Annotated in this window: 12 protein-coding genes and 1 tRNA gene; 6 read left to right on the top strand and 7 right to left on the bottom strand. The window is 59.4% G+C overall.

Features of this window, described 5'->3' with window-relative positions:
• Positions 1 to 50 precede the first annotated feature (50 nt).
• Positions 51 to 132 (top strand) — tRNA-Leu (locus N5P29_RS09270).
• Positions 133 to 1,352: 1,220 nt separating this feature from the next.
• Positions 1,353 to 2,180 (top strand): alpha/beta fold hydrolase, encoded by an 828-nt coding sequence (locus tag N5P29_RS09275; protein WP_262278549.1) that lies wholly within the window; start codon positions 1,353 to 1,355, stop codon positions 2,178 to 2,180.
• Between the two features lie 94 nt (positions 2,181 to 2,274).
• Here N5P29_RS09275 and N5P29_RS09280 read toward each other — a convergent pair whose 3' ends face one another.
• A complete protein-coding gene (locus tag N5P29_RS09280) occupies positions 2,275 to 3,216 on the bottom strand; it encodes an aromatic alcohol reductase (protein WP_262278277.1) in 942 nt (313 codons plus the stop codon).
• A 271-nt stretch (positions 3,217 to 3,487) separates the two neighbouring features.
• Between N5P29_RS09280 and N5P29_RS09285 the strand changes: the two genes are divergently transcribed.
• Positions 3,488 to 3,865 (top strand): MerR family transcriptional regulator, encoded by a 378-nt coding sequence (locus N5P29_RS09285; RefSeq protein ID WP_262278278.1) that lies wholly within the window; start codon positions 3,488 to 3,490, stop codon positions 3,863 to 3,865.
• 63 nt (positions 3,866 to 3,928) lie between these two features.
• Here N5P29_RS09285 and N5P29_RS09290 read toward each other — a convergent pair whose 3' ends face one another.
• The gene (locus tag N5P29_RS09290) at positions 3,929 to 4,459 is read right to left on the bottom strand and encodes an isocitrate lyase/phosphoenolpyruvate mutase family protein (RefSeq protein ID WP_410007909.1); all 531 of its coding nucleotides are present in this window, start codon (positions 4,457 to 4,459) and stop codon (positions 3,929 to 3,931) included.
• Between the two features lie 271 nt (positions 4,460 to 4,730).
• Between N5P29_RS09290 and N5P29_RS09295 the strand changes: the two genes are divergently transcribed.
• Positions 4,731 to 5,045: an HAD hydrolase-like protein gene (locus N5P29_RS09295; protein ID WP_262278279.1), complete on the top strand. Its 315-nt coding sequence runs from the start codon at positions 4,731 to 4,733 to the stop codon at positions 5,043 to 5,045.
• Positions 5,046 to 5,205: 160 nt separating this feature from the next.
• Here N5P29_RS09295 and hisC read toward each other — a convergent pair whose 3' ends face one another.
• On the bottom strand, positions 5,206 to 6,327 hold the full coding sequence (gene hisC / locus N5P29_RS09300) for a histidinol-phosphate transaminase (RefSeq protein ID WP_262278280.1): 1,122 nt from the start codon (positions 6,325 to 6,327) through the stop codon (positions 5,206 to 5,208).
• A gap of 92 nt (positions 6,328 to 6,419) precedes the next feature.
• Between hisC and N5P29_RS09305 the strand changes: the two genes are divergently transcribed.
• Positions 6,420 to 6,917, top strand: coding sequence for an Lrp/AsnC family transcriptional regulator (locus tag N5P29_RS09305; RefSeq protein ID WP_262278281.1), 498 nt, complete (start codon positions 6,420 to 6,422; stop codon positions 6,915 to 6,917).
• Between the two features lie 125 nt (positions 6,918 to 7,042).
• Complete coding sequence (locus tag N5P29_RS09310; RefSeq protein ID WP_262278282.1) at positions 7,043 to 8,704, top strand: thiamine pyrophosphate-binding protein; 1,662 nt, start codon at positions 7,043 to 7,045, stop codon at positions 8,702 to 8,704.
• 404 nt (positions 8,705 to 9,108) lie between these two features.
• Here N5P29_RS09310 and N5P29_RS09315 read toward each other — a convergent pair whose 3' ends face one another.
• The 4 genes from N5P29_RS09315 to N5P29_RS09330 are packed head-to-tail and all read right to left on the bottom strand — an operon-like array spanning position 9,109 to position 14,429.
• Positions 9,109 to 10,674, bottom strand: coding sequence for an ABC transporter substrate-binding protein (locus tag N5P29_RS09315; protein WP_262278283.1), 1,566 nt, complete (start codon positions 10,672 to 10,674; stop codon positions 9,109 to 9,111).
• A 17-nt stretch (positions 10,675 to 10,691) separates the two neighbouring features.
• Entirely contained in the window at positions 10,692 to 11,540 is an 849-nt protein-coding gene (locus N5P29_RS09320; RefSeq protein WP_262278284.1) for an ABC transporter ATP-binding protein, read from the bottom strand.
• Complete coding sequence (locus N5P29_RS09325) at positions 11,528 to 13,420, bottom strand: dipeptide/oligopeptide/nickel ABC transporter permease/ATP-binding protein (RefSeq protein WP_262278285.1); 1,893 nt, start codon at positions 13,418 to 13,420, stop codon at positions 11,528 to 11,530. Before N5P29_RS09325 ends, N5P29_RS09320 begins: the two co-directional genes overlap by 13 nt.
• A gap of 4 nt (positions 13,421 to 13,424) precedes the next feature.
• A complete protein-coding gene (locus N5P29_RS09330; protein WP_262278286.1) occupies positions 13,425 to 14,429 on the bottom strand; it encodes an ABC transporter permease in 1,005 nt (334 codons plus the stop codon).
• Positions 14,430 to 14,573 lie beyond the last annotated feature (144 nt).

The raw sequence follows: 14,573 nt of genomic DNA on the forward strand, positions 1-14,573 counted from the left end.
GCTCACAGAAATGAGAGCAGTCAGCGAGAATTAACGTCCCGGTAATCCGCGCCCGAGTGGCGGAATTGGCAGACGCGCCGCACTCAAAATGCGGTATCGAAAGGTGTGTGGGTTCGAGTCCCACCTCGGGCACGGCATAACCCCTCGTCAGAGGGGTTTTTGCATTTAAGTGTGGACAAAGCTTGACATGTGCCTCTGCGTCATCGTGCCCGGCCGCCGGGTTCGGCTGTTCAGTTTGGGTAGGGGAGCGAGGTCAGCGTCCTGGCGATGGGACGCACCGCTTACTGGGTTGTGTGGTCATTTGGCGTCCTTTCCTGTAGTGTTCCGGTGGCCCCTGTTGGATGCTCACTTCTTCATGGCCAGTGGTTGTGGTGTCGACATGACTTTTCGGGAATCCTGCTGAACTTTTTTTCCGAATCGACCCGTCTGTGCAGCCTGCCGTAGGGGTGGCGTCCCTGTTTGTCCTGCCAAAGGAGGTGTTGACACTGTCCACACTTAAAGCAGATAACACTTGGGGCCCTCCTGGCTTGGTATTCGGAGTATTCACCTCTTCATTGGGTCCCTCGCTCGTGGCAACATGACTTCGTTCCCAAAGGGGGCCATTGCCGCATGTGGGTCCAGGGCCTGTAGGATCGGGCCTCTACCCTTGTCCGGTGATTGAAGGCGCGCCAGGCCACGGCCGGGTCGTGGACGCGATGCGGGTAAGAGCCGCTGAAGACCGGCTGCTTGCCGTTCTCGTGCAAAACCGTTTATCGGGTGCGGGTAGATGCCGGGTGGGTGGCTACTGAAAGACGCAACCGGCTATGCACAGATTGCTGCTGGGGTTCCCTCGGCCGCAGGCGTCGACAAGGTTGGTGTCGTAATGAAGTGGCCGATAAGCACCCATAGGTCGTGCTTGACAATTGACCCAGCATGAAGAAAGTGAAGAAGGGTCGGGAAGGATGGCGCCGCCGCCGGATCCGGTTTTGATGTCCAGGTCCAGACCCTCTTCTTCGAAGAAGCCTTTCGATTTCCAAGCCAGATGGGTGCCGAGTCCACGATGGGAATGACGCCGGCAGTGACTTTCGTCGCCGAGCCGGTGGAGGGCTCCGCCGGGCCACCACAATCGTGGTCGGCTCAAACGCGGACAAAACCGCCCTGGATGCCATCAAGGACCACTGACTCACAGCCACCTGGGACCCGAATAACATCGCCACAGGCTACGCGATCGTTCACCAGATCCAGCTGCAGCTGGATGGCAAGGAGACACAAGACATCGTCGTCCCGGCCCTGCTCATCGACAGCTCAAACGTAGCGGAACAGTCAGACCCACGCTCGCGCAAATACAGTCTCACAGAATTCCCCGGCCTGTGATGGAGGAACTGCAGCAAGCAAGAACAACAACCCAACTGACAGTCCGGGATGGCACCGAGCTACACTACAGCGACCGTGGCAGGGAGGACGGCCCCGTTCTGGTGCTGATCCATGAGTGGAAGGGATCACTGCGCAACTGGGATAAATTGCTTCCGCACTTGGCACCCCATTACCGGGTCGTGTCATACGACCTGCCGGGCATGGGTCTCTCAGGCAAGCCACGGTCGACCTATGACTTCAAAGTCATGGCGGAAGATCTGTTTGACGTATTACAGGAACTCGACCTTCAGGACGTCACCCTTGTCGGTTCTTCCATGGGCTGCAGCGTGATCCTGGAGTACATGCAACGGCACGGGGACCGGACTGCCCGGATTGTGCTCAACAACGGACCGGTGATGCTCGTGCGCCGCGGCGATTTTCCTTTTGCCATGCCAGCCGAGCAGTTTGAGGGATACATCAAAAGACTCACCGAGGAGTGGCCGCTGCCGGAATGGGGAGGCTTGGAGGACTCAGAGAGCCATCCGGCCCTGATGGCATGGCATTTCTCTATTGCGATGCAGACACCGCTGGACATTGCCCTGGAGGTCGCCCGACAGCAGGCAAAACTCGATCACAGGGAGGCCATAGCCAGCCTCACAGTCCCCACGCTGGCCGCCTACTCGGACTCGGACCCTTTCTACCCCCTGGAGCTGGGCCAATGGATCGCTGACACTGCACCGGAAGGACAACTTGCCATCTTCCATGAGAGCGGGCACGCTACCCCGTTTGAGGGGCCTGCGCGCTTCGCGAAAGTGCTTCACGACTTCGTTACGCCGGTAACCCCTTAGCCATCTCATGTTCTCTCTGCTTGCCGCTGGGGAGCGGCAAGCAGAGAGAACCCGGCAACAGGAAGGGGGCGGCTCTATGAGTCCGTCTATCCTGTCAGGCGGCGATGTTGTCCTTGATCCACTCGGGCAGGCTGGTGACCGGGATCGAGTGCCGTGAGTTGAAGGTGTCTTCCTTTGCCCATGCCACACCCCGGCCCTGGGCAAAAACGGCACGGTATTTTCGTGTCATGTTGTCCGGATCGTTTGCCAGCTGGTCCTGCAGGAGGGGCACTGTCCATTCCACGGTTTCGAAGGGGCGTTGAAGAACGGCTTCCAGGGTCTCGGCCAACTTGCGGTAGGTGATGGTGTCGCCGGCGAGGTAGACGATCTCGTTGCGGATGCGAGGTTCGGCGAAGAGAATGTGCGCGGTGAGGACGCCGATGTCTTCGGGGGTGGTCACCGTCACGGCCGTATCCAGGCTCCCCAGTGCGTTGACGGTGTTGTTGGGCAGATCGACCATTCCGGACCCGGGCTCGAAGAGATAGTTCATGAACATGCCGGTTGAGATGATGACCCATTCGGTGTCATTCTGGGACCTGAGTAGATCCCGCACATCCAGCTGCGAGTCGAAGATGTCCTGGGGGCTTCCCCGTCCGATCACATCGAAGTCGACACCGAACTGCCACGGGAAGTATCGCGGAAGTTTTGCTTGAAGAGCGGCTTGTGCAACTTTCATAGGCGTCTCAAGTCCGGCAGTGATGCCTGTGCAACCGATCACGGTGTCGTAGTCCGCGAAGATCGCCGCAAGTTCGTCGACCGAGTTCCTCACAAGATCTCCTTGCACGATCGTCACCCCTAGATTTCGGATCTCGGCGATATCGCGCTGCTTATCCGTCGCCGTGGATTCAACGGCACTCGGCCGCAGCAGCACACTCACCGACGCGCTCTCCACGACTCGCGCCCGGCGTGCGACATTACGCAGGACGGGCATACCAAGCTCCCCGGCCCCGATGATAAGGATGTCCCGGGAAGTTGAGGCCGGTATTTCGTTCGTCATTGTCAGATTCCTTACTTGTATTCGTGCTTTATGCAGCTATTGCAGACATGGCGGAGACGGGCCGCTGGGGGCCGTTAACGCATCGACGCCGCTTTCGAGCGGAAAGCCCCGAACTCTGCACCCCCAATGCGAAAGCCTGGTTGTCTCTTGCCGATGTGACACACAGCACCCGCACAAAGAGCGGATCGATTGGCGGGCACAAATGCCAGCGTAAACTTTGACATTAGTGTCAAGGTCAAGTCGATGGTCGAAGCAAAGAGAGGTGCTCACGTTGAAGATTGGTGAAGTCGCCAAGGAACTAGGTGCCCAGACTCGAATGCTCCGCTACTACGAGCAACAGGGGCTTATCAAGGCATCCCGTTCTCAGAACGGGTACCGCGAATACTCCGACGAGCAGATCGAGCATGCCCGTCACGTCCGGGCTCTGGTAGCGGCCGGCCTGTCGACGAGGATGATCAAGATCGTGCTGAACATCGAAACTCCCGCAACGGAAGATCAATCGGCCGTAAGCAACCGGGCTCTAGCGGAGGAGCTTGCTCAGGAACTACGCGTTGTGGAGGACAGAATCGTGTGCCTGGAAAGGAGCCGTGATGCTGTTATTGACTACCTCAAGCGTTCTGATCATGCGGATCTGCTGACGTCGACGTGACCTTCCCTGTGCCACATAGTTTAGTTTGGTTGTTGGATCACACCCATTCGCGGCCACGTTCGTTCAACATTCTGAACATGTTCTGTATGGGGTTGCTCGATCGCAGCGCAATGCCGCCAACCCAGTTGTGAAAGGCTGCCTTCCTGAGCTGTCAGTCGTGGGCGGGAATTGTGGCAGACGTCTGTCTCTTGAATGAGGAAGCGGACGCCTTCGAGACGTGTTCCGGTTCCGCCGGTGAGGTGGGACCGGATCTTTGGGTCTAGTCCGGGAAGGGGTGTCCTCGGGAACGACGCCGGAAGCGTACAGATCGGCGGCGAGATTCTGGAGGGCACCTAAGGCGGCCTGCTGTGTGAAGGGGCCGTAGGAAACGCGGGCGACTCCGTGTTTCTGGAGATCGGCTGCGGGAAGTGCTCCGGCGGCGCCGATCACTGAGAATTTGCCGTGTCCGAGGCCTTCTACGAGCGGCTCGTTGACGTCGCGTGCAAGGGCGCCAGGGGCGAACACCAACGCTGCTCCGGCGGCGAGGAAGGCACGAGCACGGGCGCGGGCGTCCCCGAAGCGGTCCTTGATCGGGCGGTCGCCGCCCTTTGGCAATGGCGTCCCTGCGTGCGTTCAGTTGGAACGCGATGCCCTCGTCGTTGGCAGTGTTGATGATCGCTTTCACTCGGCCGACGACATCGTCGAGGGGACGCAAACAGTCTTCGACGGTGGCGCCCACGACGCATCTGCCAATGGCCCGGCAGGGAGCAGGGCAGAGCCGCCTGTTCGACGGCGTAGGCGAGCTCCTCCGACAACTCCAAGGCAGCCTTCCCGTGGCCGTTGCCACCTCCAAGATTGAACACCGGCCCTTAGGTTGGCTGGCCTGTTGGGGATCGACCTGCAGTTTGTAGACATCTGCGGAGCCGCCGACGCCCTGGACCTCTCACGCACGAAGGACGTCATCGAAGAATCCTTACGACGACTCCAGTCCCAAGGCGTTGACGTGGCCAGACCTATCATGGTCGGAGACCGGATGCACGACGTCGAAGGAGCTGCGGTGTTTGGGATCCCCACAGTTTTCGCCCAGTGGGGCTACGGCAGCCAGGAAGAGCTGGTCGGTGCCGCAGCAGTCGCAGACCACTCGGAAGATGTTATGTCCATGGTGCGCTACCAAGCAGGTCGCAAGGGCGGCGCCGTCTGAAGTGCAGACACATCTGTTCCGCATCCGCTCGCTCAACTCAGCCAGTAGGAAGTTCACTCATCTGCAAGGGGGTTGGGCCCGCTGGAGAAGTCGGTGCGGACTCAACCATCGGCATCCAAAGTTGACGGTGGCGTCAGTTGGCTCCGGCTGGTCGGAGTCCCTACTCAGCAGATCGGCGGAGTTCACCTGGCGCAAAGCGCGTGAGTACCCGAAGCACCCGATCGCTGGATGAGGGGTTTGCAACAGTGATCCGGATGCCGTCTCCTGCGTAAGCGCGAACGAGGATCCCGGCCGAGGTGAAGGCATCGGTAAGAGTTGCGAGAAGCTCGTTGTCGGCTCGGATCCAGATGAAGTTTCCTTGGCTCGGGCGCAGCTCCCAGCCCATAGCGTCCAGCTGGGTGGATATCCGGTCCCGCTCTTCCTTGACACCACTAACTCGTGCTTCCAGCTCTTCCGCGGCATCCAGCGAAACGATGGCGGCCCTTTGCGCCAAAGCACTCACTGAGAACGGAATGGCGGTTCGCCGCAAACCATCCGCGATGTCAGGCGCGGCGACAGCGTAACCCACTCTCAGGCCAGCGAGTCCGTATGCCTTGGAGAAAGTCCGCAGAATCGAAACGTTCGGATACTTGCGGTAGAGCGCAAGGGAATCCGGGCCACTGCCCGCCTCGGCGTATTCAATGTAGGCCTCATCAATGACCACCAGGACGTTGGAAGGTACGCGCGACAGGAATGCATCAATGAGCTCATGCCGGATCGGCACGCCGGTGGGGTTGTTTGGTGTGCAGAGCAGTATCACGCGTGTCCGCTCAGTGACGGCCGCCGCCATGCTTGCGAGGTCGTGTCCCTCCTCGGCGTCCAGCGGTACCCGGACTGCCTTCGCTCCCGCCAGCTCAGTCAGTATGGGATACGCCTCGAAGGAACGCCAGGCGAAGATCACCTCGTCGCCCGCGTCGCATAAGCCGGTAATGATCTGCTGCAGAACCCCAACACTGCCAGGACCTACCGCGATCTCTGCGGGTGTTACCCCCAGGTGCCGGGCTATCCGGTCACGAAGATCAACAGCGCCCATGTCGGGATAGCGATTCATGGTTCTCGCTGCGTCCGTTACTGCTGCCGCGGCAGCGGGCAGCGGCGAGTAGTGGCTTTCATTGCTGGCGAGGGCCGCGATGTCTACGCCGGCACCTCGCCGGCCGGGAACATAAGGGGGAAGGCCGGACACTGCGGAGCGGAGACGGGGGAGCGCATTGACGGGTGGGCTTAGGAGCTGATCGGGATTCATAATCACTGATCATGGGAGTGACTCCTCCCGTTGGCAAGATACAGTGAAAGCATAAGGATTTCTGCTCAACTTCTATCTCGTTTGGTGACAATATGCCCATAGCCAACTCCTCTCTACTTGATTCCTTGGACGCCAGGATCATTCTCGCCTTGGATAAGGACCCGGAGGCCAGCGCACTCGCCCTGTCCCGGACGCTGGGTGTTGCACGAAATACAGTTCATGCCCGATTGACAAAACTTCAGGGCAGCGGCGCCCTGCGATCCTTCAGCCGACGGTTGGATCCTGCTGCTCTTGGATACTCCCTGATGGCTTTCCTCTCACTGTCGATCAGTCAGACCCGGGCCGGCTCGGTGGAAAGCGGGCTGGAGGCGATTCCGGAGATCATCGAGGTCCACGCCACCACAGGAGATGCGGACCTTATGGCCAAGGTGGTCGCCCGGGGAACGGCGGACCTCTACCGCATTACCAACCAGATTCTGGAAATCGACGGCATACAAAGGACCAGCACGGCCATTTCGGTACTTGAGCTCCTTCCGCCGCGGTACGACGGACTCCTCAAGGGACTTCTTCAGCGCGAATCGCGATCCTGAGAAACCCCTCTGATCACAGAGCCGTTAGTGGTCATACTTTCAGCAAGTGCCGTTCATACTGCCAAATTGCCTGGTGAATTCCGCTTCTCTTGCACTTGCGCTCGGGCATCGCGGACTATTCCTCCATGACCCTACTTACTGTCTCTGGCCGCGTGGCGCAGGTTCTCGGCAACCATGTAACCGACGTCTTCGGCGTCATGGGAAACGGAAATGTCCACTTCCTTGACGCCGCCGAAAAGCTTGGCCTTCGTTTCTCCCCTGTTCGTCATGAGGGCGCTGCAGTAGCAGCGGCAGATGCCTACTACAGGTCATCCGGGCGTCTCGCCGCAGGCACCACAACCTACGGTCCTGGCTATACCAATGCCCTCACAGCCCTGGCTGAAGCAGTGCAAGCGCAGATTCCGGTGGTGCTGGTCACGGGGGACGCTCCAAGCACCGGGGCCCGGCCGTGGGATGTGGACCAAAGTTCAATCGCCGCAGGATTGGGCGCATCGACCTTCACGGTTACCCGTGAGACTGCGGGTGCCGTCACTCAGCAGGCTGTGGACTACGCCCTTACCAAACGCACAGCGGTAGTTGTCGCCATTCCCTATGATCTCGCCAGCCTTGACGCTGCGGAGGAGGAGCTTCCCGTCCCAGCGGCAGAGTCTACGGCAGCAGTTATCGGCATCGGCCTTGATCAGGTCGCCAGGATCCTCCGGGAAGCCAAACGGCCGCTGATTCTCGCCGGGCGGGGTGCGCATCTGTCAGGAGCGGGGCTTGCTCTTCGGGAGATAGCTGACCGGATTGGTGCATTGACCGCAGGGAGCGCCTTGGCCATGAATCTGCTGCAAGGCGACGGCTACCTGGGCGTCGCCGGTGGCTTCGGCACGGACACCGCGGCCGGGCTGATGAGCGAGGCCGATGTGGTCCTGGTGGTTGGAGCAAGCCTCAGTCCGTTCACCATGCGGTTTGGACACCTGATCGGCCCTGACAGCACAGTTGTTCAAATCGACACCGCCATGCAGCCGACTCACCCGCGGGTAGATACCTTTATCAGTGCGGACGCAATGGCAGCGGCACGGTATTTACTCCACCTGCTGAATGGTGCTTCCCCTTCCGGAGCATGGCGAGCGGAGGCTTGCAATCGCATGGATTCCGGCGGTAGCCACGACCCGGGCTTGGAAGAATCATTGGATGGCCGGATGGATCCTCGTTCACTGGCTTGCGCTTTGGATTCCATCCTGCCGGAGCGGCGCACCGTTGTGCAGGATGGCGGGCATTTCATGGGTTGGGCGCCCATGTACTGGCGTATTCCCCGGCCGCAGGACTTGATCATGGTCGGGACGGCATACCAGTCGATTGGGCTTGGCCTTGCCAGCGCAGTAGGCGCTGCCAGGGCTTTGGAGGACGGGCGGACCTTGGTTCTCACAGCAGGCGACGGCGGTTTTCTGATGGGCCTGTCCGACCTTGAGTCTCTCGTGAGCGTTGCGAGCAGTGCAATCGTTGTTATCTACAATGATGCTGCTTACGGGGCTGAAATTCATCAGTATGGCTCACAGGGGCTGACTGAAAAACCGATGCTCATTCCTGAGGTCGATTTCGCCGGCATCGCCCGGGCTTTGGGCGCCGAATCTGCAGTTATCCGTTCGGTGGCAGACTTGTCCGCCCTTAGCGAGTGGATAGATGCTGGCGCGGAGGGAACTTTTGTGGCCGACTGCCGTATCACGGCCACCGTCCGCGCTCCCTGGTTGAGCGAATGGATGAAGGCAACCCAGGCGGCGAAGGAATTGGCCGGACAAAGATAGGACTGCGGCTCAAACTGCTTGGTGTATAGAGACCGGGCTGAGGAACTGAGGTTCTTCAGCCCGGTCTCTTGTGTTCCAAATTCGTGTAGTTGCAGAGGCTAGGGATCACGATTTTTTGAAGTCGTGGGCAATATCGGCTTGGTTCAAGGGTGCGGCCGCGTCCCCGGACCTGGTCCGCCCTCGTTAGGGGTCAGGTTCAGCGTAGGGCAGAGGTGGGACCCCGCAACCAGCGCGAAGGGGCCTGGGCCCGGCTAAGTACCGGACCCAGGCCCTTCACAGCTCAGTCGGCTTGTTCAAGCTCCTGAAGCGGAGCAACCAGCTGTCCTGAGTCTTAGCACTCCTGGAGCAGGAGGAATCCGGTTGTATCAACGGTTCAGCCGTCGATGGGAGTCCACCGTTGTTGCCTATCGGGGGGAAACCGATGTTGGGTTGATGAGAATGCTGTTGTTGTTGAAGTCGAATTTTGAGCTCACCCAGCTGAGGTTCTGCGTTACGAGCGGCACCCAGTGGACTTCCTTAAGCATGATCTTTTCTGCTGACTGGTAAGAGGGGCAGGAATCTTGCCCTGTTTTCTGGTTGGCCTCTGCGAGAAGGGAGTCGTACTCAGCGTTGCTGATGGCACTGAAGTTCAAGCCACCAGCTTCCGGGGCGGCGCCGGTGAAAAGTGACGTGTAGGGTACGTCCCGGCCCAAACCAATAAACGCTGCGTCCCACTCGCTGCCGGCGAACAGCACGGTGGCCGCGTCGCCTTCTGGCCGCGAGTCGATCACGGCGTCGATGCCAAAGGTTGCCAGCTGAGACCTGACAAGCTCACCGCCCGCTTGGGAAGTTCCGTAGAGGAGCACTCTCAGCGACAGCTTCTTCCCGTTCTTTTCGAAAATGCCGTTGGCGTTGCGCGTCCATCCACTCTTTTGGAGCGACGACTCGGCGGCCTTGGTGCCGCCGGTAGGAACCGATGAGGCAAGGTCGGGAGTGAAGCACATTGTCTTGGACTGGGAGATGGAGTCGGCTCGCTTCCCTAGCCCGTCAGAGGCCACGGTGGCGTATTCATCGCGGTTCAAGGCTTGTGCAACAGCAGCCCGGATGTCCTTATCTGCTCCCGGAAAGCCGGGCCGTTCATTGAACATCAGCCCAACTGACAGTTCTGTCGCCACGTGTTCGGTGGCGTTCGAGGAAGAGATGACCCGGTTCAATGGCGCCCCGGTCAGCAGACCGGCGTCTGCTTCGCCAGTAACCAAGAGGTTTGCGGCGGAGTCGGAATCTTCCACGGCCCTGAACTCAACGGTGGGAGGGAGGTCATTGTTCGTAGAACCGTCGGCGCCCCAATCGTATCCGTCTCGTTTCTCCATCACCAAGGGACCGCCGCCGCCGGCGCTTTTCACCTTGTACGGGCCGGTTCCCGCAGAACCGGTCTTGAGGGACGCGGGGTTGTCCAGGCCCGAATCACAAACGATAAGCGGACCATTGACGATGGTCTGTTCCAAGAACGAAGTTGGGCGGTTCAATGTGAGCTTGACCGTTTTGGTGCCGTCATCTGTGCTGACGGTGTAATTGGTTGTACCGATGTAACTTGACGTCAGCGGTGCCGCTGTCTCTGGCAGTTTGATGTGCTCGAGGTTGCGGGCTACGGTTTTGGCCGTCAACGGTGTCCCGTCGCTGCAGGTAATACCGTCCCTAATGGTGAAGGTTGCGGAGGTGCTCGTGATCTCCCACTTGGAGGCGAGCCCTGAGACTGTTTTCCCATCCACGCGGTTGATAAGCGGATCGTAAAGGAACCTGGCCGCTGATCTGGTGTGATCTGCCAGGAGTGCGGGGTCCAAGGTTGAGGGAAGTACGGAAAGGACGAATGTTGCCTTTTCGGGTCGGCTCTTTGCCGGCTCTGATGAAGCTGTGCAGGAGGTGAGGGAGAGCGCGAAAGCCGCCGTGAGCCCAATGACCACGGTGTTGCGATGGCGAGCTTTGAACATCATTGTTTCCTTTGCTGGGATCATAGCTGTGCTGTGTAGTCAGCGCTTTTTGGGCCCGCAACTTCTTGTGCAGTTGCATCGCTTTGTGAATCCAGCCCTCGGAACGGCGGGAACCGGAATCGAGGCACTGCATCAAGAAGCTGTCGGGTGTAGGGCGATTGGGGATTTTCGAACACCTCTGCGGTGGGGCCGCTTTCGATGACATTGCCACTTTGCATGACGACGACGTCGTCGCAGAGGTATCGGACTACCTCCAGGTTGTGGGTGATGACCAGGAGAGCTGTCTGCATTTCCTGACGTACAGTACGCAGCAGATTGAGGATGGCTGCCTGGACACTGACATCCAGGGCGCTGGTCATCTCATCACAGACCAGGACTTTGGGGCGAGGCGCCAGAGCGCGTGCGATGGCGATGCGCTGCTTTTGCCCGCCGGAAAACTGGAAAGGATACTTTCCTGCGTCTGCTGGGTGAAGGCCTACCAATTCCAGCAAGCGTTCGGTTTCTGCGTGGATATCGACTGGAATTTCGTTGACGCTCAATGCTTCGGAAATCGTGGCGCCGACCGTCATGCGAGGGTTCAAGGACGAGGTCGGATCTTGAAAGACCATCTGCACTGTCCGCGGACGGGATTGGGCGCCCCCGCGAGGCAAGTCAGCAAGGCGGGTCCCGTTCCACGTAATCTCGCCTTCATCCGGGGCAAGCAGTCCTATGAGTATCCGAGCCAGGGTTGATTTTCCACAGCCGGATTCACCGGCAATTCCAATCGATCCGTGGGGGGAGAGCCTGATGCTTACTCCACGGACGGCGTCTACCTTCCGACGCCCCTGGCCGTAGCTTGCACGCACATTTGTAGCTACTAGGCCTTCCATGCCTTGGATTCCTCTCCGGAGGTATATGTTTTCGCCGGGTCTCCAAGGAGAACGGCGGGTGGGTGGTCTTCGCCTACGGGTGACACAAAGCCACCCTCCAGGGTTTCCAGCCAGGAGTAATCGGTAATTGTCAGCAATGGCAGGGAAACATCACGTGAGGGATCGGGCACTGCGCCCAGCAGGAGCCGTGTGTAGGGGTGCCGGGGCGCGCTGAGGATTTGCTCTGTGGTGCCTTCTTCGACGATCTTCCCCCCGTACATCACCACGATCCGGTCGCAGAGCTGACTAACCAGGGCGAGATCATGCGAGACCATGACGATGGCTGTGTTGTGCTGGCGGCTGACGCGGGCCAGAAGCTCGATGATCTGGGCCTGGACGGAGACGTCGAGTGCGGTGGTTGGTTCGTCGGCAAGAATCACCTTTGTTTCCGTCAGGAGCGCCAACGCGATCATGACGCGCTGCCGCTGACCGCCGGAGAGCTGGTGCGGAAATCGCCGGTAAATCAGTTCAGGATAGGGGAGCCCGACCTCGGTAAGCGCACCTATGATCCGCGTCTTACGGTCCACCGGCGAGAGTGAGGTATGAGTCAACAGTTTGTCGCCCAGCTGGGAACCGATTCGAAGGGCAGGATTGAGACTGGACATGGGGTCCTGGAAAACCATTGCGAGCCCCGAGCCAAGGGCGGCTCTGCGCTTCTTGGGTGAGATGTCCAGCAGGTCGACCCCGTCAAACTGATGCGTCGTGGCCGTCGCTTCCAGTGCCGGGGGAAGCAATTTGGCTGCTGCTGCGAGCGTCACGCTCTTGCCTGAACCCGATTCGCCGACGAGGCCTACGCGTTCACCGGGTGCGACTGACAAGGTAACGCCCTTGACGAGGTCGACCTCGTCACCGTCATGAATCGTTGTGACTCTGAGGTCCTCGATGGTCAAGACGGCACCTTCGGGCACACGAGAGATTGTCGGGGTAGTGGACTCCACCCTGTGGGAATGTGCGGTCGTGGCTGGACGGCCCTTTCTCGAGTTCCGCAAACGCTGTCGGGATCGAGGATCGATCCCTTCTGCCAATGCCTCGCCCAGGAGGCTGAAGGAGACGCCCGCCATGACTATCGCTACGCCGGGACCGATGATCGATGTGGGATTCGCATATATGGTCTTCATGGCAGCGCCGATCAATTGCCCCCAGTCCCAATCCGGGGGCTGAACGCCAAGCCCGAGGAAGCTCAACGACGAAATGACGAGCAGGTACGAGGACATCGACAAGATGGTCATCGTGGCGATCGGCTCGAGGACGTTCGGAAGAATGTAGCGGCGCAGCAGGCGTGGGCCGCGGACCCCAATGACACGGGATGCGTTCACATAGTCCGAACCAGACGCCGCTACGGCAAGGCTCATTGTCAGCCGGGCCACAGAAGGGATCCCTGCGATGCCGAGCCCAACCATGGTTGCAACGCCGGATCGACCCATAACGGCTGCCAGCAACAACGCGAGCATGATTGCTGGAAAGGCCATGGCTGTTGCTGTCAGCTGAAAGAGAAGCTGACGGGCCCGTGCTCCCAGCGCCGCAGCCGTCGTGCCAAGCACGATGCCGCCAATAGTTGCAATGGCAAGGGCGCCCAGGGAAAGGGACAGGGTGAGGCGGGTTCCTACCAGGACCCTCAGAAGAACATCCCGGCCCAGTTCATCCGTTCCCAGAAGATGGCTCAACGTGGGCGCCAGACGTGCTTGGCTGGCGTTGATGGTGCTGGCCTGCTCCCCCCAAAGCGGGGGTGCGACGACGGCCATGACGGCGTAGAACGCGACGATTGCGCCACCGATCATTCCGCCAGGGGTTTGCAGCGCGGCGACAACCCAGCTACGGGTCCGCTTCTTACTAGTAGACATAGTGTCAGCTCTTTACGATCAGAGATTTGGGATCGACGATGGCAAGCAGAACGTCGACGGCGAAAGTGACCAAGAGCGCCATCATTGACACCACAAGGACGATGCCTACGAGAAGGGGGTAGTCGAAGGACAACATCGACTTGATGAGGAGGTTGCCGATGCCTGGCCAGCCGAAGACCGTTTCGGTTACGATGCTTCCCCCGAGCAGGCCGGCAATGATCAAGCCTGCGTACGTAATGGTGGCCGTGAGGACATTGGGGAGAACGTATCGGGACAGCACCATGAACGTCGGAAGCTGCATGGACCTGGCGGTTCGAACGTACTCTTCCTTGAGTACCCTGTTTGCTTCTGTCTTCACCACACGGGATATGAAGGCGATCAGACCGACGCATATCGTGGTCACGGGCAGGATGTAGGCGAGCGGTCCATTGCCCCCGGCGGCCGGCAGAGCCCTTAGGGTTACGGCGAAGATAACGATCAGTGTCACTCCGATAACGAAATCGGGGGTGGCGGCGATCAAGCCGGTGACGCCATTGAACGCTGCGTCGGTTCCGCGGCTACGGCTTCCTTCAGTGCGCAGCGCGATCAGCATTCCCACGGGAATCGCGATGATCACTGAGATAACGAAGGAGATGAGAGCCAACTGAATGGTGAAGGGCAGTCGAGCTGCTATGAGATCCACAACATCCGTTCGAAGTGAGATCGACTCGCCCAGATTCATAGTCAACAACCCGCCAAGATACCGTCCGTACTGCTCAAGCAGGGGTGCATCAAGTCCAAGTTCAGCCCGTCGGGCTTGGATGAATTCAGGACTGGCGTTAAGACCGGCCGAAGCTACAACTGCATCTCCGCCCAGGAGGCGGGCCAGGAAAAATACGAGGGTGAGGATGATCCACGTTGCGACGAAGAACGATCCGACACGGCGGGCGATGAAACCCGGCCAGGGTGAACTCAGCAAAGGCCAACGCCTGGCAGAAACGGTAATGCGATTGTGCTCTGTGACCTTCATGGGGCTCCGTCAACTGATAGTTGTTGTTGGATCAATATTTACTTCGCTATGTAGATCAAGTCAACAGAAAGTTGCAAAATTTTGTGATTGGCGCCACGCTGGTCCTGTGACGATCTGTTCAGAACCTCAACTACTCGTGGAGCC

The sequence above is a fragment of the Paenarthrobacter sp. JL.01a genome, assembly GCF_025452095.1.
In the GTDB taxonomy this organism is placed as follows: Bacteria; Actinomycetota; Actinomycetes; order Actinomycetales; family Micrococcaceae; genus Arthrobacter.